23 protein-coding genes and 1 tRNA gene are annotated in these 22839 nt (G+C 66.1%); 9 read left to right on the top strand and 15 right to left on the bottom strand.

Annotated elements, in window-relative coordinates; all coding sequences use genetic code 11:
* Nucleotides 1–47: 47 nt before the first annotated feature.
* From E3O06_RS14050 to E3O06_RS14035, 4 genes are all read right to left on the bottom strand, one after another.
* Nucleotides 48–119 (bottom strand) — tRNA-Arg (locus tag E3O06_RS14050).
* Nucleotides 120–176: 57 nt separating this feature from the next.
* Nucleotides 177–671, bottom strand: coding sequence for an HNH endonuclease (locus E3O06_RS14045; protein ID WP_134504009.1), 495 nt, complete (start codon nt 669–671; stop codon nt 177–179).
* A 344-nt stretch (nt 672–1015) separates the two neighbouring features.
* Nucleotides 1016–1768 carry a C40 family peptidase gene (locus E3O06_RS14040; protein WP_241980226.1) on the bottom strand — a complete coding sequence of 251 codons (753 nt, stop codon included), beginning with the start codon at nt 1766–1768 and terminating at the stop codon, nt 1016–1018.
* Nucleotides 1769–2102: 334 nt separating this feature from the next.
* Entirely contained in the window at nt 2103–2822 is a 720-nt protein-coding gene (locus E3O06_RS14035) for an iron-dependent transcriptional repressor DtxR (protein WP_134504008.1), read from the bottom strand.
* Between the two features lie 133 nt (nt 2823–2955).
* On the opposite strand from E3O06_RS14035, the gene serC reads away from it, so the two are divergent.
* The gene (gene serC / locus E3O06_RS14030; RefSeq protein WP_134504007.1) at nt 2956–4074 is read left to right on the top strand and encodes a phosphoserine transaminase; all 1119 of its coding nucleotides are present in this window, start codon (nt 2956–2958) and stop codon (nt 4072–4074) included.
* 174 nt (nt 4075–4248) lie between these two features.
* On the opposite strand, the gene E3O06_RS14020 is transcribed toward serC, so the two are convergent.
* Both E3O06_RS14020 and E3O06_RS14015 read right to left on the bottom strand, forming a co-directional pair.
* Complete coding sequence (locus tag E3O06_RS14020; RefSeq protein WP_134504005.1) at nt 4249–4866, bottom strand: DUF3027 domain-containing protein; 618 nt, start codon at nt 4864–4866, stop codon at nt 4249–4251.
* On the bottom strand, nt 4859–5239 hold the full coding sequence (locus E3O06_RS14015; protein ID WP_092112494.1) for a cold-shock protein: 381 nt from the start codon (nt 5237–5239) through the stop codon (nt 4859–4861). Before E3O06_RS14015 ends, E3O06_RS14020 begins: the two co-directional genes overlap by 8 nt.
* Nucleotides 5240–5332: 93 nt before the next feature.
* Between E3O06_RS14015 and E3O06_RS14010 the strand changes: the two genes are divergently transcribed.
* The 3 genes from E3O06_RS14010 to E3O06_RS14000 all read left to right on the top strand — a co-directional run bounded on the left by E3O06_RS14010 (nt 5333) and on the right by E3O06_RS14000 (nt 9327).
* Nucleotides 5333–5608, top strand: a complete 276-nt coding sequence (locus tag E3O06_RS14010; RefSeq protein WP_134504004.1) for a hypothetical protein — start codon at nt 5333–5335, stop codon at nt 5606–5608.
* On the top strand, nt 5608–7500 hold the full coding sequence (locus E3O06_RS14005; RefSeq protein WP_134504003.1) for a helicase-associated domain-containing protein: 1893 nt from the start codon (nt 5608–5610) through the stop codon (nt 7498–7500). Before E3O06_RS14010 ends, E3O06_RS14005 begins: the two co-directional genes overlap by 1 nt.
* Nucleotides 7501–7674: 174 nt before the next feature.
* Nucleotides 7675–9327, top strand: a complete 1653-nt coding sequence (locus E3O06_RS14000) for a DNA repair helicase XPB (protein WP_134504002.1) — start codon at nt 7675–7677, stop codon at nt 9325–9327.
* A 99-nt stretch (nt 9328–9426) separates the two neighbouring features.
* Here E3O06_RS14000 and E3O06_RS13995 read toward each other — a convergent pair whose 3' ends face one another.
* Complete coding sequence (locus tag E3O06_RS13995; protein WP_134504001.1) at nt 9427–10146, bottom strand: pyrimidine reductase family protein; 720 nt, start codon at nt 10144–10146, stop codon at nt 9427–9429.
* Nucleotides 10146–11054, bottom strand: a complete 909-nt coding sequence (gene folP / locus E3O06_RS13990) for a dihydropteroate synthase (protein ID WP_134504000.1) — start codon at nt 11052–11054, stop codon at nt 10146–10148. Before folP ends, E3O06_RS13995 begins: the two co-directional genes overlap by 1 nt.
* Nucleotides 11055–11197: 143 nt before the next feature.
* On the opposite strand from folP, the gene E3O06_RS13985 reads away from it, so the two are divergent.
* From E3O06_RS13985 to E3O06_RS13975, 3 genes are all read left to right on the top strand, one after another.
* Nucleotides 11198–11890, top strand: a complete 693-nt coding sequence (locus tag E3O06_RS13985) for a response regulator transcription factor (protein ID WP_092112483.1) — start codon at nt 11198–11200, stop codon at nt 11888–11890.
* Between the two features lie 45 nt (nt 11891–11935).
* Nucleotides 11936–13675: a sensor histidine kinase gene (locus tag E3O06_RS13980; RefSeq protein WP_134503999.1), complete on the top strand. Its 1740-nt coding sequence runs from the start codon at nt 11936–11938 to the stop codon at nt 13673–13675.
* Between the two features lie 124 nt (nt 13676–13799).
* Nucleotides 13800–14090 (top strand): WXG100 family type VII secretion target, encoded by a 291-nt coding sequence (locus tag E3O06_RS13975; RefSeq protein ID WP_134503998.1) that lies wholly within the window; start codon nt 13800–13802, stop codon nt 14088–14090.
* Between the two features lie 281 nt (nt 14091–14371).
* Here E3O06_RS13975 and groL read toward each other — a convergent pair whose 3' ends face one another.
* The 5 genes from groL to E3O06_RS13950 form a co-directional block, all read right to left on the bottom strand.
* A complete protein-coding gene (groL, locus tag E3O06_RS13970) occupies nt 14372–16000 on the bottom strand; it encodes a chaperonin GroEL (protein WP_092112469.1) in 1629 nt (542 codons plus the stop codon).
* Nucleotides 16001–16142: 142 nt separating this feature from the next.
* Entirely contained in the window at nt 16143–17198 is a 1056-nt protein-coding gene (locus E3O06_RS13965) for a DUF3048 domain-containing protein (RefSeq protein ID WP_134503997.1), read from the bottom strand.
* Between the two features lie 70 nt (nt 17199–17268).
* Complete coding sequence (locus E3O06_RS13960) at nt 17269–17472, bottom strand: cold-shock protein (RefSeq protein ID WP_035834941.1); 204 nt, start codon at nt 17470–17472, stop codon at nt 17269–17271.
* Nucleotides 17473–17736: 264 nt separating this feature from the next.
* Nucleotides 17737–18300 carry a LytR C-terminal domain-containing protein gene (locus E3O06_RS13955; protein WP_134503996.1) on the bottom strand — a complete coding sequence of 188 codons (564 nt, stop codon included), beginning with the start codon at nt 18298–18300 and terminating at the stop codon, nt 17737–17739.
* A gap of 81 nt (nt 18301–18381) precedes the next feature.
* The gene (locus E3O06_RS13950) at nt 18382–18651 is read right to left on the bottom strand and encodes a DUF3263 domain-containing protein (RefSeq protein WP_198415826.1); all 270 of its coding nucleotides are present in this window, start codon (nt 18649–18651) and stop codon (nt 18382–18384) included.
* A gap of 346 nt (nt 18652–18997) precedes the next feature.
* Here E3O06_RS13950 and msrB point away from each other — a divergent pair, with 346 nt between their 5' ends.
* Both msrB and E3O06_RS13940 read left to right on the top strand, forming a co-directional pair.
* On the top strand, nt 18998–19399 hold the full coding sequence (gene msrB / locus E3O06_RS13945) for a peptide-methionine (R)-S-oxide reductase MsrB (protein ID WP_134503994.1): 402 nt from the start codon (nt 18998–19000) through the stop codon (nt 19397–19399).
* Between the two features lie 4 nt (nt 19400–19403).
* Entirely contained in the window at nt 19404–19958 is a 555-nt protein-coding gene (locus E3O06_RS13940; RefSeq protein WP_134503993.1) for a nitroreductase family protein, read from the top strand.
* Between the two features lie 4 nt (nt 19959–19962).
* Here E3O06_RS13940 and E3O06_RS13935 read toward each other — a convergent pair whose 3' ends face one another.
* Together E3O06_RS13935 and E3O06_RS13930 are read right to left on the bottom strand one after the other, a co-directional pair.
* Nucleotides 19963–20961, bottom strand: coding sequence for a DMT family transporter (locus E3O06_RS13935; RefSeq protein WP_241980224.1), 999 nt, complete (start codon nt 20959–20961; stop codon nt 19963–19965).
* Nucleotides 20962–21102: 141 nt separating this feature from the next.
* A complete protein-coding gene (locus E3O06_RS13930; protein WP_134503992.1) occupies nt 21103–22698 on the bottom strand; it encodes an ABC-F family ATP-binding cassette domain-containing protein in 1596 nt (531 codons plus the stop codon).
* Nucleotides 22699–22839 lie beyond the last annotated feature (141 nt).

The following is a 22839-nucleotide window of genomic DNA, read 5'->3' as shown; positions in this document are numbered from 1 at the left end:
AACCGACAGCCCACGGTCTACCAGATTTGCAGGACTGTACACACGTGTGCCCCTGGAGGGATTCGAACCCCCGGCCATTTCCTTAGGACGGAATTGCTCTTCCACTGAGCTACAGAGGCTGGTCCGGCAAGTTTAGCCGGTCGCGTCGGTCACCCCAGCCGCAGGCATCCGCTGAGTTAGGCGGCCGGAGCCAGGTAGGCGTCCCATTCCTGCTCTGGCCGCTCGACTCCGCGCACGACCCAGGTCGTGCCCTGCGGCATCCGTGGGGTGAAACGCAACTCCCAACCCATCTCGGCCGGGGTGTGATCGCTCTTGAGGTTGTTACAGCGCAGGCAGCAGGCAGCGAGATTGTCCCAGGTGTCGCGGCCACCGCGCGAACGCGGCAGCACGTGGTCGATCGTGGCTGCCGATTTGCCGCAGTAGCAGCAGCGGTGGTCGTCGCGGCGCAGCACCCCGCGGCGGCTCACCGGAACGAGGCGCGACATGGGGATGCGGACATACCGTGACAGCAGGATGACGCTCGGGCGATCCCACGAACCGGACGCCGCGAAAACGGGGTGGTTCTGGTCGGACTGCACGATCGTCGCTTTCTGGTTCATCACCAGAATGAGCGCTCGTTTGAACGAGACGACGGCGAGGGGCTCATAGCCCGCGTTGAGTACCAGNCGCATGCGCTCCCTTTCGAAGGAGGCTGGACGGCTTCCAGCCATTCGAACTACATCCGATGCGTAAAGAACAGGAGCTGGCGTAAGCGAAAAAGAGTACAAAAAAAGGCGCCGTCACAATGACAACGCCTTCTGGCTGCTCACACAGCTCTGCTCGCTCAGACAACTATGCCGAAAGCACTCGCGACCGCGCACATCCATGGTGTGGATAGTGCGTCGCTCATGCATGGGCTCTCCTCAGGACCTACAACTACATCAGGGCACTAGGTTAACCCACAAATGGCGCAACAGGTGAATCTGTATGCGCCATTTGTGCGAGCTGTTACCCAGTGTTCACCGGAGGCGGTGAATCAGATACCGATCCGCACGATGTAGTAATCGCTGGTCCAGATCGGCTGGATCCGCACGGATTGGCCGGTATACGGCGCGTGCAGGATGTTTCCGTTGCCGGCGTAGAAGCCGTCGTGGCCGTCCATGATCACGAGGTCGCCTGGTACGGCATCCTCGATCGCGATCTTGGTTCCGGCCGCGCCCTGACCCACTGAGGAGTGCGGCAGGCTGATGCCGAACTGCGCGTAGACGTACATGATGAAGCCGGAGCAGTCGAAGCCGGCCGGGGTGGCACCGCCATAGACATACGGTACGCCCTGATACTGCGAGGCCACATTGAAAACGGATGCGAGATCGAAATTCGGGTAGGCCGGGTTGGCCAGATAGTCGGCCACGCTCGGTCCGGAGTAGCTCGCGGCGTAGGAGGTCATCTGCGCGGCAACCTCGACGCGGCGGGTTTCCGCAGCGGCGGCCTGAGCGGCAGCGGCTAGTTCTTCGGGAGTGGTAGCGGTGAATCCTTCGCGAGCGACGCTGACGGTTGCCGATTGCGCATCAACTTCAACGGCCTGCGCCTGGGCCTTGGACATCTCCGTGGACTCGCTGGCCTTGAATGCTGCTTCCTTCGAACCGGGAGCGAACGCATAGGCGGGGAGGGCCATGGTGGCCACCAGTCCGGTAGCGAGGGTCATGACGACGATGTTGGCGATGCCGCCACGGCGCTTCTTCGGGGCCGCGCGCGGCAGGGCTCGGTGGGCGTGTGCCGACGATTCCACTTTTTCCAGGGAATCACTTGTTCGGCTCAGCCCGCGTCCGGACCTTCTCGTTCCTAATGCAGCCAAAGTTTTAACCTCCGGCGCCTCGACAACACTCGGTCGTTGTCCCGTCCACTTCGCTAATCGCGGGTGTGTTCCGAATCAAGAGACGGGGTAAGAAGGCGTCTTGACTAGAGTCCTTCGACCGTTTCTGGTCTGTGGGACATCCCCGAGGCTACAAGAAGCCTGCCCATTTGTCACCCTGAAAGGGCACTTTTCTAACGGATTGGTAACGGTCGCCTCAAAAGGTCGAGACAATCGGCCAAATCCACCGCACGGCGAACTGTTCGAGATGTCAGTGAGCGACCGGGATGTAGCCGGTGGGCGTGGTGACGAAAATGTGGCTCGCAACCTCATTCGGCAATTCCAGACCAGCGCCGAAACCCTCGACCTGTACTAGAACGTACGAACCCGCGGCCGAGAACGCACCGGTCGCGCCCGGCATGACACCACTCTGCTTGAGTTGCAGCAGCAGCTCCGGGTCGAACTGAACCGGTTCGCCGAGACGACGGATGACCGCCGTCACCGGCACTGTCGAGCTCGCCACGACCGACAACACGTTGGTCACTCCGGCCATGAACGCGACCGCCGGCGAATCGCCGAACTCGTCGAGGCCCGGGATCGGATTGCCGTAAGGAGATTCGGTCGGGTGTCCGAGCATTTCCAGGATCTTGCGTTCGACCTGCTCGCTCATGACGTGTTCCCAGCGACAGGCTTCGTCGTGCACGAACTCCCACTCGAGGCCGATCACGTCGCTGAGCAGGCGTTCGGCCAGACGGTGCTTGCGCATCACGTGCACGGCCTTGCTGCGGCCGGCCGGGGTCAGCTCCAGGTGTCGGTCGCCGGAGACGACGACGAGGCCGTCACGTTCCATGCGTGCGACGGTCTGCGAGACTGTCGGGCCGGAGTGCCCCAGACGTTCGGAGATGCGCGCCCGCAGCGGCACGATCTGTTCTTCCTCCAGGTCGAGGATCGTGCGGAGATACATTTCGGTGGTGTCGATCAGATCGCTCATCCGCAGCCCTTCATTTGGCTCGTGCGCGCACCGTTCATCGAGTGACAAAAAGGTGCTTCGTCGGCGGCCTCGGCAATGGCCCGCACAGCGTCACAAGCCTACCCGCCTGCAGCTGGGCAACTAGAATCGCCTTATGGCCGACCTACTGATACCCACCGATCTGCTCCCCCTCGACGGACGATTCGGCTGCGGCCCATCGAAAATCCGGCGTGAACAGCTCGACCACCTGCTCGGATTCGGCACCGGAGTGCTCGGCACTTCGCACCGCCAGGCACCCGTGAAGGACCTCGTCGGCCGCGTGCGCGCTGGCCTGGGCGAGCTGTTCCGCATTCCCGACGGCTACGAAGTCGTGCTCGGCAACGGCGGCTCGACCGCCTTCTGGGATGCCGCCGCCTTCTCCCTCATCGAGAAGCGCGCCCAGAACCTGGTCTTCGGCGAGTTCGGCGGCAAGTTCGCCAAAGCGGCCGCCGCCCCGTGGCTCGAAGCCCCCGACGTGATCAAGGCCGACACCGGTTCACGCAGCGACTTCGTCGTGCAGGGCGGCATCGACGTCTACGCCTGGCCTCAGAACGAGACCTCGACCGGCGTCATGGCCCCGGTCACCCGGGTCGCCGGCGATCCGGGCGCCCTCACCGTCATTGACGCGACGAGCGCGGCCGCCGGCATCGACTTCGACGCGACCCAGGCGGATGTCTACTACTTCGCCCCGCAGAAAAACCTCGCCTCCGACGGTGGCCTGTGGATCGCTCTGTTCTCCCCGGCCGCCATCGAGCGGGTTGAACGCATCGCTGCGAGTGGCCGGTACATTCCGGAATTCCTCAGTCTCAAGAACGCCGTCGACAACTCGCGCCTGAACCAGACGCTGAACACGCCGGCCCTCAGCACGCTGCTGCTGATGGAGAACCAGATCGACTGGATCAACCAGAGCGGCGGGCTGGCGTGGGCGTCGGCGCGAACGCAGGCCTCGTCATCCGTTCTCTATGACTGGGCGGCCGGCGTCGACTATGCGACTCCCTTCGTGGCCGACCCGACGCACCGCTCGCAGGTTGTCGTGACGATCGACTTCGATGACGCCATCGACGCCTCCGCGATCAGCAAGACCCTGCGCGCCAACGGCATCGTCGATACCGAGCCGTACCGCAAGCTCGGCCGCAACCAGCTGCGCATCGCGACCTTCACCGCGATCGACCCCGAAGACGTCAAGAAGCTCGTGGCATCCATCGAGCACGTCGTCGGTCACCTCGGAAACTAGCGGACAGAACGGGTAAAGGATCGGGTCATGCGTCTCTGGTTGAAAGACAGCGAACGTCGACCCGATCCGCTGCCCGCGAGAACGGATGCCCGCAAAGCCCTGCTCGTCGGCACCCTGCTCTGGCTGGTCGCTCTCGGCACCGCCCTCATCACCCAGTGGACGGCGCCCGAGGGATCAGGGGCGGCGAGCGCGTCGGGAACGGGTTGGTGGCTGTGGTGCACCGTGATCGGCGTCGGCCTCGGCCTCGGTGGTCTCGCCTGGGTTCAGCTCCGCCGCCGCTAACGCCTCATCAAAGTCGATGCCGTCGAGGGCATCCAGGGCGTCGAGCGAGTCATCCGCGTCGTCCTCGACGGATTCCGGGTCGTCGTCTGAGTCGTCGTCTGGATCGTCGTCTATCTCGTCATCGTCTGACTCGTCGTAGTCGGACTCGTCGGCATCCGCTGCAATGTCGTCGTCAACGAGACGATCCGACCACGGTACCCATTCCGGCGCGAGCAGCGAGTCGTCGCCGGGCGTGAGCTCGGTTTCGAGAACCTTCGGCTCGGAGTTCTCGTCAACCCGAGAGAGGCTGACGGTCCACCGCCAGCCCGGGTAACCGGTCATCAGGCAGTCGAACAGCAGCGACACGACGAGGTCACCCTCGTCGATGTGGCCGATGACCTCACCGATCGTGTCGTCGGAAGTGATCTCCAGCAGCGCTGTGCGGGCCAGGTCAACGGCCGCGAGCAAGGTGGCGTCGGTGGGTTTGGCGGGCTGCGAGTCGGTCGGTTGCGCGTCCGTCAGCTCAGGCATCCAGTTCCTCGGCGACCTTGCGCAGCATCGCCGCGATCTTCTTGCTGTGACTCGACTCGGGGTAGCGACCGCGCTTGAGGTTGGTGCCGATCCCGTCGAGCAGCTTCACGAGATCTTCCACAATGATGGCCATGTCGTCGGCCGGCTTGCGGTTGAACTTGCTCAGGCTCGGCGGCGCCTCGATCACGCGTACCGACAGCGCCTGGGCGCCGCGTTTGCCGTCGGCGATACCGAACTCGAGCTTCGCGCCGGCCTTGACGGTTACGCCGGAGGGCAGGGCGGAAGCGTGGAGGAAGACCTCTTGACCGTCATCGGACGTGATGAAGCCAAAGCCTTTCTCCTCGTCGTAAAACTTGACCTTGCCGGTGGGCATCTGAACCTCACTGAGTTTTGGGCGCACAGAAGAGCGCGGGGTGTGAACCCAGCATATTCGGTTGCGGCACCGGCGTGCCCGTATCCTTAGGCTGTGACCAATCAAACTCCACAACCCGTCAGTCGGCTGGAACGCGTTCTCGCATACATGGTGGCGAGCGTGGTGGGGCTCTCGATCCTCGCGTTCCTCGCGGTGATCATCGCTACGGCCATGGGCGTCGGCGACAATGACGGGTTCAGCCGTGGCATCTGGCCGCCGATCTTCATTCTGCCGCTCTACGGACTGCCCATCGGTTTCGTGCTCATCGTCGGGCTCATGATCTCTGTGGGAGTTCGCCGCAGTCGCGAAGCTCGTCGAGACCGCGAGTAATGCTCGGCCTCGCATCGAGACTTCGGGCCCTGCCCGATGCCGAGCTGCGGCACGTCATCGCGGTGCGCGGCGTGACGGCGAGCGGCATTCACGACTTCTTCGATCTCGCCGAGGCGTTGCTTGATGCGAGCAGTGTGCAACTGGCCCTGAGCCATCTGGACCGCTCCACGCTCGCCGTCCTGGCCGTGGCCGGGCAGCTCACGAGCACTAATTCCGTTCCGACCCTGAACGCTGTGACCGGCCGACTGTCCGAGTTGGGGTCGGTCGAGGTCTCGCTCACCGAGGTAGCCCTCCGGGTCGACACCCTGCATGCTCTGCTGCTCGCTGACCACACCGACGGATGCTGCATCCCCTACGACGCCGTCTCGGCCCACCTGGCGACATGGCCGACCCAGGGCCTGCCGGGTGCCGCCGACCTCGCGACAGCCCTCCCCCCGGCCACCCTGGCCGCCGTGCCCGACACCGAGATCGCCTTTATCGACCAGCTGGCCGCCGAGCGCGCCTTCGCGGTCGTGTCGTCGATCGCCGAGCTGGTCAACGAACTGAGCCGGGAGCCCGCCCGGCAGCTCAGCCGCGGCGGACTCGGCCTGCCCGACACCAAACGCCTGGCCGCCGTCATGTCGGTCGAGCCGGACCTCGTCGCCCCGATCGTCGCCCTCGCCGCACGGGCCGACCTGCTCGCCCGCTCCGACGGGTATTGGATGGAAACCGAGGCCGGTGAAGCCTGGCTACTCGAGCGCACAACCATCCGCTGGGAAGCGCTGGCCGCTGCCTGGCAGACGGCACTGCCGCCGATCGTCGCCGACATTCTGCCGCGGCAGGCCGGTCTGCACTGGGGCGACGGCCTCACCGCGTTCATCGCCTGGCTATACCCGGCCGGCGGCGAGTGGATGCTGTCCCAACTGACCGAGTTCGCCCACGACGCCGAATTGCTCGGCATCACGGCCCACGAGACCACGAGCACGGCCGGCGCCAGTGTGCTGCGCGGCGACCCGGAGACGGCCGTCGCGACCATGGCGACCGCCCTGCCGGCCGAAGTCGGTGCCGTTTACCTGCAGCACGACCTGTCGATCGTCGCGCCCGGTCCGCTCGCGCCGTCGATCGACTCCCGGCTGCGCGGCCTCGCCGACGTGGAAAGTCGGGAGCTGGCGACGAGTTATCGCATCACCGCGGCATCCGTCAATCGCGCACTCGCCGCGGGCGAGAACGCCGCGACGCTGCTCGCCTTCCTCGCGTCGATCTCGCTCACCGGCATTCCGCAGCCGGTTGATTACCTCATCAACGAATCAGCGTCGCGATACGGTCGGGTGCGGGTCGGCAGCCTTGCGGGCGGGCCGAACGCACCGGTCGGCCCGCCCGAAGACGACACCGTTTTTCTGAGTTATGTGTCCTCATCCGACGCCGCACTGCTGGGCACCATCGCCGTCGACCAGACGCTCGCGCCGATCGGGCTCGTGCGTGCCGGTGACGGCGAGCACCTGCTCAGCCGTTTCGCGGGGGACGCCGTGTTCTGGGCACTCAGCGACGCGCGCTATCCGGTCGCTGCCGAAGACGACCTCGGCGAAATCGTGCACCTGCGCCGACACCAGATCGCCAGGGTCGTCGCCACGCCAACGGTCGACACCGCCCTCAACCTGGTCGCGAAGTTACGACTCGGCGCCGAAAGTGGCGTTTCGGTAGCGGATGCCTGGCTCGCCCGCCAGCTTGACACCGCTATCAAAGCCAAGCAGGCCATTCTGGTCAGCATCGCCATGCCCGGTGGTGCGGTGGTGGACTACCTGCTCGAACCGGCCAGCGTCAGCAACGGACGTTTTCGAGCCCGCGACCGGCGCGCGGATATCGAGCGCACCCTCCCGCTCAAGAGCATCCTCAGCATCACCCCGGTGCCCTAGACGAACCCCGCACAACCCGCCGCGTGCCGGGAGCGCCGCCGGACGGGCGTCATGACGGAGTGCGCGCCAACCTGGCCGCGTGCCGGGACGGCCGCCGGACGGGCGTCATGTCGGAGTGCGCGCCAACCGGCCGCGTGCCGGGACGGCCGCTGGACGGGCGTAGGATTGGGCGCTATGTCTGATGGCCCCCTGATTGTCCAAAGTGACCGCACGGTGTTGCTCGAAGTCGCCCACCCTCTTGCCGAGGATGCTCGCCACGACCTCGCCGTCTTCGCCGAGCTCGAGCGCGCCCCCGAACACATCCACACCTACCGCATCACGCGGCTGGGGTTGTGGAATGCCCGGGCGGCCGGGCACGACGCATCCAACATGCTCGCGACGCTCGAGAAGTATTCCAAATTCGCCATACCGCAGACGGTCAGCGTGGACATCACGGAAACGGTCGGTCGTTATGGCCGGCTCGTCATCGAACGCGACGCCGACGGCGCCCTCGTGCTGCACAGCAGCGACCAGGCCGTCCTCACCGAAATAGCCGGCGCCAAGCGCATCGCGCCACTGCTGATCGGGCATCCGTCGCCGGAGTCCTATCTGGTGGAGCCGTGGGCACGCGGCCAGCTCAAGCAGGAGCTCGTGAAGCTCGGCTGGCCTGCCGAAGACCTCGCCGGGTACACGCCCGGCACCCCGCACGACATCGCCCTCAAAGAAGACGGCTGGGCGCTGCGCGATTATCAGAACAAAGCTGTCGCGAGCTTCTTCGACGGCGGCAGCGGCGTGGTCGTGCTGCCCTGTGGCGCCGGCAAGACCCTCGTCGGCGCCGGGGCGATGGCCACCGCGAAGACCAACACGCTCATTTTGGTGACCAACACCGTCTCTGCCCGGCAGTGGCGGGACGAACTGCTCAAGCGCACCACACTGACGCCGGAGGAGATCGGCGAGTACTCCGGCCAGGTGAAGGAGGTCAAGCCGGTCACCATCGCGACCTACCAAATTCTCACCGCGAAGCGCAAGGGCGAGTACGCGCACCTCGAACTGCTCGACGCCATGGACTGGGGCCTGGTGATCTACGACGAGGTGCACCTGCTGCCCGCGCCCGTGTTCAAGCTCACCGCCGAACTGCAGGCCCGCCGCCGCCTCGGCCTCACCGCCACCCTCGTGCGCGAGGACGGCCGGGAGGGCGACGTGTTCAGCCTGATCGGCCCGAAGCGCTTCGATGCCCCGTGGAAGGAGATCGAGGCCCAGGGCTTCATCTCCCCCGCCAACTGCTACGAGGTACGCATCGACCTGCCGCAGTCCGAGCGGCTCAGCTACGCCGCCGCGGCAGACGACGAGCGCTACCGCATGGCGGCAACCGCACCGGCCAAGCTCGGCGTGGTGCAGGCCCTGATCAAAAAGCACGAGGGCGAACGCATCCTCGTGATTGGCCAGTACCTCGACCAGATCGACGAGCTCGCCGAGGTGTTGAACGCCCCACAGCTCACCGGTGCCACGCCGATCGACGAACGCGAACGGCTGTACCAGGCCTTCCGGGTAGGCGAAGTGAAGGTGCTCGTCGTATCGAAGGTCGCGAACTTCTCGGTGGACCTGCCCGAGGCAACCGTGGCTATCCAGGTGTCGGGTTCGTTCGGCTCCCGCCAGGAGGAGGCCCAGCGCCTTGGCCGCCTGCTGCGCCCGAAGGAGTCCGGCCTCTCAGCGAACTTCTACACCCTCGTCGCCCGCGACACCGTCGACCAGGACTTCGCGCAGAACCGGCAGCGTTTTCTCGCCGAACAGGGCTACAGCTACACGATCCTCGACTCGCAGAGCCTCGAAGCGGCATCTGTCGTGTAGTTGAACCGCCGGTCGAGGCGCGAGGCACGAGCGATCGAGACCACGTGACCCGGGTCTCGATCGCGCCTTCGTCGTACCTCGACCAACGAAACATGCTTCCTAGTGGGAGCGGGCGTAGCGCAGGAACAGCATGTCGCCGGCGCGCAGCACATGCAGCAGCTCCATGGCGCGGGTCGCAGCGGTCGCCCCGACGGCGATGCGCCCGGCGGCGCCGCCCTCGATCAGGGGGCTGAGGCTCAGACAGAGCTCGTCGACCCGGTCAGCCGCGACGAGGTCGCCGAACAGGTGCGGTCCGCCCTCACACAGGATCTGGGGCAAGCCGCGGGCCGCGAGCGCCGCCACGAGCAGTCGCGGGTCGATCGCGTCCTCGCCGCAGACGATCACGTCGGCTACCGCTGAGAGCGCGACCCGCCGGTCGGCCGGTGCCGCGGCATGGGTAAGCACGATCGGTCGGGTCGCGGCTTCGGTGAAAACCGGATGCCCCAGGTCGAGATCCAGGCGCCCCGACACGATCGCCACTGGCAGCTGGGCGGAGAGTCCATGGGCGACTCGCCAGGCAGCATCCTCCGCGGTCATCCGAATGCCGCCGTAGCCCTCGGCGCGCACCGTTCCGGCGCCGACGAGGATCACGTCGGTGAGCAGTCGCAGGGTGTCGAAGACGATCTTGTCGTCGGCATTGTTAAGGCCGCCGCTGAGCCCCTCGTGCGTTGCCGCACCGTCGAGGCTCGCGATGAAGTTGACGCGCACCCGAGGCGTGAGGCGATCGGGCACCCGGTAGCGCTCGATCAGTTGGGCCCGGTGGGGCAGCTGGGCGCGCATCAGGCGAGGTTGTGACGCTCGTAGGCAGGCTCGCGAAACCCGAGGATGGCCTCGGTCATGCGCACGGCGTCGACGGCGGCCCGCACGTTGTGCATGCGCACGATGCGGGCGCCCTGCAGGATGCAGACCGTCATGGCCGCCAGGGAGCCCTCGACCCGCTCGCCGCGCGGCCGGTCGAGGCTCTCCCCCACGAAGTCCTTGTTGGAGACGGCCACGAGGGTGGGCAGGCCGAGCCCGGTGATCTCACCAAGCCGCCGGGTCAGTTCGAGGGAGTGTCGGGTGGTTTTGTTGAGGTCGTGTCCCGGATCGATGATGATCCGCTCCCGCGGCACCCCGCGCCCGACGGCTCGTTCCACCCGAGCCAGCAGAAAAGTTCTGACCTCGGCGACGACATCGTCGTAGTGCGGCGCCGGGTAGGGCATCCGTGGGGCAGCCAGGCTGTGCGTGATCACGAGTGTGGCGTCGCTGTCGGCAACGACGTCGGCCATGGCCGGGTCGTGCACGCCCGTGGTGTCGTTGATCACGTGGGCGCCAGCGGCGATACTCGCGGCGGCTACCGCCGGGTGGAAGGTGTCGACCGAGATGACCACGCCCGAGCCTCGCAGCGCCTCGACCACCGGCACCACCCGCTCGATCTCCTGCTCGATCGGCACGGCCGGCCCCGGCGCGAACTTAGCCCCGCCGATGTCGATCCAGTCGGCCCCATCGGCAATGGCCTGATGCGCCGCCACAACGGATGCGTCGAGCGCGAACGTTGCGCCCTGGTCATAGAACGAGTCCGGCGTGCGATTGATGATAGCCATCACGGCCACCTCGCGATCGAAATCGAAGGTGCGGCCGCCGATCAGCCGGCGCGGGGCATCCATTTGGGGCCGTGTCAGTGCAGTGCCGGTTCTCGTGCGGGTCATAGCGGTCCTCACCTGTGAAACAAGACGATCGTGCTCTTCCATCATGTCGGTAATCTTGGCCGCACCACGGTTATCGGCCGCCGATCGCAGCACGCACCGTTCACTCTCAGCAAAGCTCCAGCTAACGCGCAGATACTGGGGGCATGACTGACGGCCCCCGCATCCTTATCGTCGACGACGAACCCAATATCCGCGACCTCCTCACCACCAGCCTCCGATTCGCCGGCTTCGCCGTGCGCGCGGTGGGCAACGGTGCTCAGGCCATCTCCGCCGTACTCGAGGAGGAACCCGACCTCATCATCCTCGACGTCATGCTGCCGGATATGAACGGTTTCGGCGTCACCAAGCGCCTGCGTTCGGCCGGTTACACCGCGCCCATCCTCTTTCTCACCGCCAAAGACGACACCGAAGACAAGATCACCGGCCTCACCGTCGGCGGCGACGACTACGTGACCAAGCCGTTCAGCCTCGATGAGATCGTCGCCCGCATCAAGGCCATTCTGCGTCGCACCATGCACGCCGACGAAGACGCAGTGATCCGCGCCGGCGAGCTCACCATGGACCAGGACACCCACGAGGTTCTCGTAGGCACAGAGGCTATCGAACTGAGCCCCACCGAATTCAAACTGCTGCGTTACCTCATGCTCAACCCCAACCGGGTGCTCTCGAAGGCGCAGATCCTCGATCATGTCTGGGAATACGACTTCAACGGTGACGCCGGAATCGTGGAGAGCTACATCTCCTACCTGCGCCGTAAGGTCGATGTGCACTCGAGCGAACCACTCATCCAGACCAAGCGTGGCTTCGGCTACATGCTCAAGGCTGCCAAGGCCTAGTCACAGCGCACGTTATACACAGCGAGCTTTCGTAGACTAAGCCAAATGCACGAAACCCTGTCGAGACGGTGGAGCAGCATCTCCCTCCGTTCCAAGATCACCGGTGTCACGGTGCTGATGCTCACGCTCGGCCTGCTCGTTTCGGGCATCGGCACCATGGCCATGCTCAAGCAGTACGTGGTGACCCAGGTCGACACGCAGCTGCAGGTCGACACGCAGACCGCGCTCAGCGGCTACTCGTCGAGCGTGTTCTCGCAGGGTGACACCGAGGGCGTCGCCTCGGACTACTTTGTGGCCCTGTACGACCAGGACGGCGCCCTGATCACCCGCACCTGGCAGGAACGCGACCATGCGGAACTGCCGGTTGTCGGCATGCCGCTCGACCTGAAACGGGTGTCGCAGCTCGACGGGCAGATTCAAACCCTGTGGGATGCCGCCCACGACACCGAGTTCCACGCGATCATGGTTCCCGTGGTGATCAGCCCCACGGGAACCTACGGCACCCTGGTCATGGCCGTGTCCCTGCGCCCGACCGAGAACACCATGGCCACCTACCTCACGATCTTTCTCGGCTTCGGCGCCGGGGTCGTGCTCATTGGGGCCATGCTCACCCGGGTGCTCGTCACGACCACCTTCGTGCCACTGCGTGAGGCCGAGCAGACCGCCGCCGCCATCGCCGACGGTGACTTCAGCCAGCGGCTCGGCGGCGCCACCCCGAACACCGAGGTCGGTCGTCTCAACCGTTCGCTCAACATCATGCTCAGCCGCATCGACCGGGCCTTCAAAGACCGCGCCCGCACCATCGACCAGATGCGCCGCTTCGTCGGCGACGCGAGCCACGAATTGCGCACCCCCCTCGTCTCGGTTCGCGGCTACGCCGAGCTGTACCGCATGGGCGCGCTGCAGACGCCCGAAGACGTCGCGCAGGCGATGGAACGCATTGAGAAGGAAGCCATTCGCATGGGCGGGCTGGTCGAAGACCTGCTCGAACTGGCCCGGCTCGACGAGACCAAGCCACTCGCCCTCACCCCGGTCGACCTGGTGCCGCTCGCTCGCGACGCCGCTCTCGATGCCATGGCGAGTTCCCCGGGCCGCCAGGTCACCGTGCTCACTCCCTCACCGGTGATCGGACCGCTCGAAACAGATCTCGACGCCGATCACGACCACCACGACGACTCCGCCGAGATCGCGGCCTTCGACCACGACGCGTCGGAGAGCCTGCCCACCGGTGCGATCACCAGGCCGTCGGGATCGGGAACCCCGACCGGGGCCATCGCCTTCGCCGGCGCCACCCTGGCCCGCCTGCGCACCCGGAAGCCGCGTCGGGGCACCGCCGTACTGCCCGACGCCGACCTGACCGTGCTGCCGGTCGAGCCGCAGCTGCCACCGATCGTGATGGCGGAAGAGAACAAGATTCGCCAGGTCATCACCAACCTCATGGGCAATGCGATGCGCTTCACGGCCTCCGACAGCCCGATCGAGCTGGAAGTCATGGTGGACCCGCGCACCGAGCGCGCATCCATCGCCGTGATCGACCACGGCGAGGGCATCCCGCCGCAGATTCGGGAAAAGATCTTTCAGCGGTTCTGGCGGGCTGACTCCTCTCGCGCCCGCGAAACCGGCGGCAGCGGCCTCGGACTTGCCATCGTCGCCGCCATCGTCGCGAGCCACCACGGCACCGTCGACGTCGTCGAGACCCCGGGCGGCGGCGCCACCTTCCGCGTCTCGCTCCCCCTCGCCGGCACGCCGAGCGCACCGCAACACTCCCAGCCGGTCATCCCGTAGGGACTCCTCCCCACGCCGGGGCGGGCGGCATCCGCTCACAGAAGTGTGTTCATCAAACGGATGCCCCCGCTCGCCTTCTACGCTGACAGTCACCAACCACTGTCAAGTAGGAGAAGGGCACACCATGACGAGCTTCCAGGTCGACAGCGAGGCGGTGCAGAGCACCGCGAGCACCGCCCGCGGCACCATCGCACGAGTACAAGCGGATGTCGGCGATCTCAACGCGCAGCTGACCAGCCTGGAAGGGTTCTGGACCGGCCAGGCGTCCTCGGCTTTTCAGGGGGCGTTCGCCGAGTGGCGCGGCATGCACCAGCAGCTGGAAGAGAGTCTGACCCTGCTCAACCAGGCGTTGAGCGTGGCCGGGCAGCAGTACGCCGAGACCGAGCAGGCCAACATCCGGCTGTTTGCGCGGTAGCCGCCGCAGCATCCGCTGAGCTGCCGCGAATCTGGCCGCGCGGGTAGGCGCCTCGGCGCACCGGGTCTGGAGACGCGGGCATAAAGCGCGCCCGCTCCCGCCGGATTGAGCCTGTCGAAATTTCGACCAGCGAGAACAGCGAGACCGGCGAGGCCAGACCGCTGGTCGAGGAGCGAGCTCTGCGAGTGTCTCGAGACCACGCGCGAACCGACACCAAAAAAAAGCGGGCGCCTCCCGAAGGAGACGCCCACTCTGCTGGTGCTGGTGCTGACTGGCGGGACTTAGAAGTCCATGCCACCCGAGGGGTCGCCGGCCGGAGCCGAGTTCTTCTCGGGCTTGTCGGCAACGACGGCCTCGGTGGTGAGGAACAGTCCGGCAATCGACGCGGCGTTGAGCAGCGCGGAGCGGGTGACCTTCACCGGGTCATTGATGCCGGCAGCGATCATGTCGACGTACTCGCCGGTGGCGGCGTTGAGGCCCCATCCGACGGGCAGGTTACGCACCTTGTCGGCGACAACGCCCGGCTCCATGCCGGCGTTGAGCGCGATCTGCTTGAGCGGAGCGTCGATGGCGACGCGCACGATGTTCGCGCCCGTTGCCTCGTCGCCGACGAGGTCAAGGACTGCCTTGCTCTCGAACGCGGTCTTGCCGGCCTGGATCAGTGCAACGCCACCACCGGCGACGATGCCCTCTTCGACGGCAGCCTTGGCGTTACGCACTGCATCTTCGATGCGGTGCTTGCGCTCCTTGAGCTCAACCTCCGTTGCGGCTCCGGCCTTGATGACAGCAACGCCGCCAGCAAGCTTGGCGAGGCGCTCCTGGAGCTTCTCGCGGTCGTAGTCGCTGTCGGTGTTCTCGATCTCGGCACGGATCTGCGAAACGCGACCGGCGATGGCTTCGACGTCGCCGGCACCCTCAACGATCGTGGTCTCATCCTTGGTGATGACGACCTTGCGGGCGTTACCAAGAAGGTCGAGCGTGACGTTCTCGAGCTTGAGGCCGACCTCTTCCGAGATGACCTGTCCACCGGTGAGGATGGCGATGTCCTGCAGCTGAGCCTTGCGACGGTCTCCGAAGCCCGGTGCCTTGACGGCGACGGACTTGAAGATGCCACGGATCTTGTTCACAACGAGCGTGGCCAAGGCCTCACCGTCGACGTCTTCCGCAATGATGAGGAGCTGCTTGCCGGTCTGGATGACCTTGTCCACGATGGGGAGCAGGTCCTTGATGTTGGAGACCTTGGAGTTGACGATCAGGATGTAGGGGTCTTCGAAGACCGCTTCCTGACGGTCGGGATCGGTGACGAAGTACGCCGACAGGAAGCCCTTGTCGAAGCGCATGCCCTCGGTGAGCTCGAGCTCGGTGCCGAAGGTGTTCGACTCCTCAACGGTGACAACACCTTCCTTGCCGACCTTGTCGATGGCCTCGGCGATGATCGCGCCGATTTCGGTGTCGCCGGCCGAGATGGAGGCGGTTGCCGCGATCTCTTCCTTGGTTTCGATCTCCTTGGCGCTGGCGATGAGCTCGGCGATGACAGCTGCCGTAGCCTTCTCGATGCCGCGCTTCAGGCTGATCGGATCGGCGCCGGCTGCGACGTTACGCAGGCCTTCGCGAACCAGAGCCTGGGCGAGGACGGTTGCGGTGGTCGTGCCGTCGCCGGCTACGTCATCCGTCTTCTTGGCGACCTCTTTGACGAGTTCCGCACCGATCTTCTCGTACGGGTCGTCGAGCTCGATCTCCTTGGCGATGGACACACCGTCGTTGGTGATCGTGGGGGCGCCCCACTTCTTCTCCAGGACGACGTTGCGGCCGCGCGGGCCGAGGGTGACCTTGACGGTGTCGGCGAGAATGTTCAGGCCGCGCTCAAGCCCACGACGGGCCTCTTCATTGAATGCAATGATTTTTGCCATATGTGTAACTCGTCCCTCCCGGACGTTCCAAACGATGATGGGGTTAGCACTCAGATGACGAGAGTGCTAAAACGATTCTGGCACTCTGGGGTCGAGAGTGCAAGCGAGCATCGGGGGGTGGTTGGCGGCTCCCGGGCGACGGTCAGGGAACGAGGTCGACCGAGCCCGTGCCGTTGGGCACGAGCTGAAACCAGGTATTGCCCGGTGCCAGCCGAATTGTCACTCCATTGCCGTCGACGAGGCGGATCGGCGCGGTCTGGGAGTCTTTGCTCCAGGTGGCCGCGATGGTCTTTCCGCCGGAGGAGATCGATGCGTCACCCGAGGCGATGAGCTCGGTCTTGGGGATGCTCTGGTCGACGGTGACATTCACCCGCAGCACGACGACGTTCGTGGCTTTGAGCTGGGCGCCTTCCGGAGTCAGGTCCGGTGCGCCGTCCTGCGTGCGCAGGTAGGCGCCGGCATCCGCGTTCCAGGTCCAGCTGCGGGCACTCGAGTTCGAGAAGCGGGTGTTGATCACCGAGATCGGGGCGCCGTCCACCACAGCGGATGCCCCGGCGATCGTGGCCGCGTAGGCATACTGCTGCGCGGGCGGCGCGACGGAGGCATTGCGGTTGACGAATTCTGTGGCGGCGAGGATGACGTTGTGCGGGGCGGCCGTCGCCTTGGAGCGGGAGAACAGGCCGGTCGTGTCATAGTCGAAGATGGCGCTGATCTGGCCGGTCGCATTCATCCCGTCGACGAAGCGTTGCTGGCCGCCCGAGTAGGCCACGAGGCCACCGAAGGGGGCGATGATGTCGGGGTCCATCGGCCGGATCGACCGCAGCGGGCCGACCTGGTCTGGAATGCCGGACTGCCACACCGCGACGTAGCGGGTGATGCCGCCCTCGACCAGTTCTTCGAACACGAGGTCGGTGCGGTCGATCGCAACCTGCGGGCGAGCCGCGACGTGGTTGTCGACCTTGGCCGCGAGGGAGGGGTGCGCCGATGAGCCGGCTGCCACGGTGAGTCCCGTCAGCGGGGCGGTCTCGGTGGCCGCGGCGGCGACGAAGCCCGAGGTCCAGGCTTCGCCGCTCGGCGAAGCGGAGGGAGCGGGAGCGTTGCCGGTGCATCCGCTCAACAGCAGTGCCGGTACGATCAGGGCGAGCAGTCCAGCGGCCCTGCGCGGCCCGTTTCTGCGGGCAGTCATTATCTTGGTCACCGTTAAACACTAACGCCGCCCGTTGCTGCGGGCGGCGTCAGGCGGGGGATAGACCCCCTTGTGGGGCGGGTCAGGCCGGTCGAACCGATTCAGCCTGGGGGCCTTTCGCTCCGGCACCGACCTCGAAGACGACCTGCTGGCCTTCTTCGAGCACCTTGTACCCGCTCATGTCAATGGCGGAGTAGTGAACGAAGACGTCCTGCCCTCCCCCATCAACAGTGATGAAGCCGAAACCCTTTTCAGCGTTAAACCATTTAACGGTTCCGTTCGCCATGTGTTACTCCTTGCTCAATTTCGACGGCACGGCCCATTGGCAGTTCCGGGCCCTGCCGCAGAGACTGCGTCATTTCGTGCAAGCAGCAAATCCCCGAGAGCAAGTCTTCTGTTGCAAGTTACCTTGGGCGAGCGTTCCTGATCCGGGCGGGTATTGCCCGAACAAAATGTGTGACCAAAACCAGATAATACTGAAGTCGCAGCAGAAGAAAAGGGGCTTGACGGATCAGAAAATGCCCGGTAAGTCTGAAGATTCGACTGCAGATCAGCCCACGGGCAGAACGTAGTCGTTGCCGACGACGACGGTCAGGGCGGCGCCCGAATCGACGAAGACGGCCGAGACGACGATCTTCGAGCCCGGCAGTGAGGCGGCGAGGCCGCGAGCGGCGCCCTCCTGGCTCGCATCGGCGTAGTAGATCACCGTGCTTGGTTCGGTGTCGGTACTGGCGTTGCCGGTTCCGCTGACCGCCCAGCCGGCAGCGGTGAGCGTGTCACTGACGGATGCCGCGACCCCGTCATTCGCGGAGCCGTTCAGCACGTTCACGGTCAGCGCCGGGTCGACGGTCGGTTCGGCGGTGGGGATGACGGTCTCGGTGGGGATCGGGGTCGAACTGGCCGAGGACAGCCCCGGAATGTTGGAGAAGTCGAGGCGATTATTGATCGCGAAAATGCCGACGACGCCCGCGGCGATCAGCAGCACGGTGGCGCCGAGCGCCCACCAGAACCCGACCCAGCCGCGGCCCCTCTTGCCGGGCGCGCGGTGGGCACCGACTCGGTCGAGGGCGTGCGTGTGGGTGTCGAAACGGTCTTTCGCAAATTTTCGCGCCATGTTGGTTGAATCCTTGGTTGGCCGGCCGGGCCGGAATCGGACGATCCCGAAGGCCCCGCGCTGGCGGAAAGCGGTCAGGTGCTAGTCGTCGGCGGGAAGCGAACGACTGGCGCGTGCCTCGGATCGCGCGGAACGCATCCGCTGCAGCCGTTTTACGAGCATCGGGTCGAAGGCCAGTGCGAGCGGTGAATCGACCAGAGCCCCCAATAGTTGATAGTACCGGGCGGCCGAGAGGCCGAAGGTGGCGCGAATGGCCTCCTCTTTGGCGCCGACGTGCCGCCACCACTGCCGTTCGAAGGCCAGAACGGCCTGGTCGCGTTCGCCCAGCTGAGCCGGTGCGGGCGGCGTCATGCCGGCGGGCGCGGAGGTGGTGGCGGGTGTAGTTGTGGCGGGTGGCTCCGTCGTCGGTATTCTCTCGCTCATTGATATATCTCTCCCCCAGGACAGTTTCGACGGGTTATCCGCCGGGCTCATCCTATTTGGGGGCGGCTGGATGTTGCCTCCGGCACGCCCGGAACGGCGCAGCGGGCGCGGGCGCCCGGGCGTGCCGGGCCGGCGGGCGAGACTCGCGGGCAGCCGCGTGGCCGTGCAAACACTGCGAAACGGCCGGGCCCGGAATGCGCGGGCGGCCGCACGAGTTTAGGCTGGGTAGACGCTGTTCGTGCCAACGGACAGCCGGATCGAAGGGATATCCACCATGGACTACGCAATCAAGAAGTCAAGCGACGAGTGGCGCTCCGAACTCGGGCCGGAGAAGTTCGCGGTGTTGCGTGAAGCCGGTACCGAACGCCCAGGAACCGGCGAGCTGCTCGACGAAGAGCGTGCCGGAACCTACACCTGTGGCGCGTGTAACGCGGAATTATTCAAGAGCGGCACCAAGTTCGATTCCGGCTGCGGCTGGCCGAGCTTCTACGAGTCGGTGCGGCCCGAAGCCGTCGAATTGCTCGAAGACCGCTCGCTCGGCAGTGTGCGCACCGAAGTGCGCTGCGCCAACTGCGGCTCGCACCTGGGACACGTTTTTCCCGACGGATTCGGCACCCCGACCGGCGATCGGTACTGCATGAACTCGATCTCGCTCAACTTCACGCCCGCAGAGTAAAGCGGTGCACTCCTCGGCGGTCTTCCAGGCCGTCAACTCCCGGCGCAGCTACTCCAAAGTGACGGCGCTCGCGCCCACCCGGGCCGAGGTGCTGCCGCTCGTGGCGGCAGCAGCTCGGGTGGCCGATCACGGCGCGCTGCGCCCGTGGCGCCTGCTCGAGCTGCGCGGCGACGCCCGCGACCGGCTGGGAGCGGCGTTTGTGGCGGCATCCGTTTGTGAGGGTGTGGAAGCTCTGAAGCTGGCCGGCAAGCCGTTGCGGGCACCGCTGCTGCTGGCGGTCATCGCCTCCCGGCGGGTGAGTTTCAAGGTGGCCGATTGGGAGCAGGATGCGGTCGCGGCGGGCGTCGCGCACGTGCTCACGTTGTTGCTCGAAGATGCTGGCTGGGGCGCGATGTGGCGCACCGGTCCGCTCGTGCGCTCGGCGCCGGTGCGGGAGTTGCACGGCCTCGGCGACGACGAGGAGCTGCTCGGGTGGCTCTATGTCGGCGGCGTTCCGGCTGACTGCAAGCCGGGCGTGCGGTTGTCGATCGAGCCGGAGGAGTTCCTGGGGGTTCTGTGACTTTTCAGGAATGCGCGCGACCGGGACGGCGCCAACGCACGGCGGCGATGACGACGGCCACGAGGGCGAGGGCCGTGCCGGCGATGGTCGTCACGCCGAGCGGATGTCCCTGGGTGGGCGCGAGCAGGTCAAGCGCGAGGGCGCAGACCAGCTGTCCGGCCACGATGCACAGGCCGAGCATGAGCACCCCGGTGGTGCGCACGACGAGCGCGGCGCCGGCAATGAAGATGCAGCCGATCAGTCCGCCGGTGTAGAGCCAGGGGTTGCCGGGAAGTTCCAATGCGAAGCCGACCACCAGGCCATGCACGAGGGCGGCGAGCACGAGGGCGATGCTGCCGGTGAGAAAGTTCAGGAAGGTCGCCGTGAGCGCGCTCTGCGCGGTGACTCGTACCTGACCGTTGACGGCCTGCTGCCAGCCCTGGCCGATGCCGGCGATCAGGGGCAGCGCGAGCAGCCAGAGCGCGTCGCTGCCGCGCAGTTCGCCGCTCACCGTGAAGCCGACGGCGACCAGGGCGAGCAGCGCGCCGACGATTTTGGAGGCGTGCAGGGTTCGACGGCCGCCCGGTCCGATGCCGAACCGGTCCATGAGTACGCCACTCACGGTCTGGCCGGCCACGACGGCGACGGTGAACAGGGCGATACCCAGCGGCGCGGCAACGAGGCCCTGGGAAAGCACGAACAGGGCGCCGGCCAGGCCGCCGAGCAGGTGCCACCAGGACAGGTATTTCGCTTTCACGGCGCGGGCAACGAGTTGGAGGCCGCGGCGTCCGCGTTGGGAGACGATGAGGCCGAGGCTGAGGATGACCAGGCCGGAGCCAAACGAGATGACGGCGGCGGTGAATCCGTCACCGATCTGGTGCCCGAGTTCGCCGTTCACGCGGGATTGTACGGCGTACAGGGCGCCGATCAGCACCGAGAAGACGAGGGCCAGCCAGACCGGCACAGCGGATGCTGCGGGCGCGGCCGTCGCATCCGTTCGAGTCTCTGCGCGGGCCGGGGTCACATGGCAATACTACGAGACGGGTTGGGACGCTGCCCGGCGTGACTGCAATCTGCCCGCGGGCCCACCTTCGGGAACCGGGCCCATGATCTGTCGTGGGCCCGGTTTCCGGGCCCGGGCCCGGAAACTGTAGACAGGAGCGGGTCAGGCGGCGCGCACCTCGATCTCGCCGGGGGCGGCTCCGTCGCTTCCGAAGACGAGGCGGCGGTTGGCGATCTTGTCGGTGAAGAACCGGTCGTGGCTGACGACCACGACGGCGCCGGGAAAGTGCACGAGGGCGCGTTCCATCACCTGGGTGCTCGACATGTCGAGGTGGTTGGTCGGTTCGTCGAGCAGCAGCACCGAGGCGCCGGAGAGCAGGCACTGGGCCATGGCCACTCGCGCCCGCTGGCCGCCCGAGAGGTTGCCGATCTTCTGTTTGAGGTCGGCCTCACTGAACTGGAACATGGTCAGAAAGCGGTTGACCGACTTCTTGGTCGCGGTGAGGGCGAGGCTGCCGGGCATGGCGTTGACGGCGTGACTGACGGTGTCGCTCTCGTCGAGTTCGGCGAGGATCTGGTTGTACGAGACAACGCCGGCGCCGCTGGCCCAGGCTACGTCGCCGCGGTCGGCCGTCTCTTCGCCGGTGAGAACCCGCAGCAGGGTGGTCTTGCCGCTGCCGTTACTGCCGAGCACGACGATGCGGTTGCCGCGGCGCACCTCGAAGCTGAGGTTCTCGAACAGGAGCTTGTCACCGTAGCTCTTGGCCAGACCGTCGACCCGGCAGAGCACGTCCTTGACGTGCAGGTTGCCGTAGATCTCGGTGATGATCTGGTCGACCGGGCGCGGCGTGCGCGACTTCTTGATGTGCGCGAGCTGGTTACCGAGCTGGCGGCTCTCGGCCTTCGCTGCTTCGCGGCGGTCGGCGATGCCCTCGGCTTCGAAGGCGAGCAGCTCGGATTCATGCACGAACTGGGCCTCGAGGGTCTTGAGCCGGAACTGCTTCTGCACGATGTACTCGCCGAAGTTTCCGGGGTACTCGTGCAGGTGAAAGTTCTCGACCTCGATGATGCGAGTGACGACGGCGTCCAGAAATTTGCGGTCGTGCGAGACCACGATGGCGGCGCCTTTGAAGCTCTTGAACCAGGCTTCGAGCCACTCGACGCCGGCCACGTCGAGGTAGTTGGTGGGCTCGTCGAGCAGCAGCACGTCGGGGGCTTCGAGCACGATCTTGGCCAGGGCCGCGCGGTTGCGCCAGCCGCCGGAGAGCTCGTCGATCGCGCAGACGCGGTGGGCCTCGTTGAAGCCGAGGGTGGTCAGGGCGGTGTCGATGTGGCGTTTGTAGTCCCAGCCGTCCAGCCGGTCCATCTCCTCGAACAGGTCGCCCTGGCGGCCGATCAGCCGGTCGAGTTCGGCACTGGCCGAGGAATCGAGGGCGATCGCCGCGTCGATCGCGGCGAGTTCGGCCTCGACGGCCTTCACGGCCACGAACAGCTCATCGAGCACCTCGGTGATGGTCTGCGCGCCGTTGAGCTCGGAGAACTGCGAGAAGTAGCCCACCCGGATACCGTCCTCGAGGGTGACCTCGCCGGTATCGGGCGAAACCTGCTCGAGGATGAGCTTGAGAATGGTGGACTTGCCGGAGCCGTTCTTGCCGATCAGGCCGACCCGGTCACCGGGTTCGAGGCGAAAGAACGCTTCGCGCAGAATCTGCGTGTTCTCGAAGCGGATGCTGACGTCGTTCAGCCGGATCAGGCTCATGCGTGTGTCCTTTCGGGGCGCGGGCATCCGCTCGTGAAAAACCCCAGCCATCAGTGTACGTGGCGGCCCTGAACGGCCAGGCGGCGCCGACGCGTGCTCGCGCGGCCGGCCGGGTCGCCGCGCGAGCCGCCGCAGCGCGCC

Source organism: Cryobacterium glaciale, from assembly GCF_004402535.1.
GTDB lineage: Bacteria > Actinomycetota > Actinomycetes > Actinomycetales > Microbacteriaceae > Cryobacterium > Cryobacterium glaciale.
The sequence above is the reverse complement of the archived record's forward strand: the minus strand, read 5'-3'. Positions and strand labels throughout refer to the sequence as shown.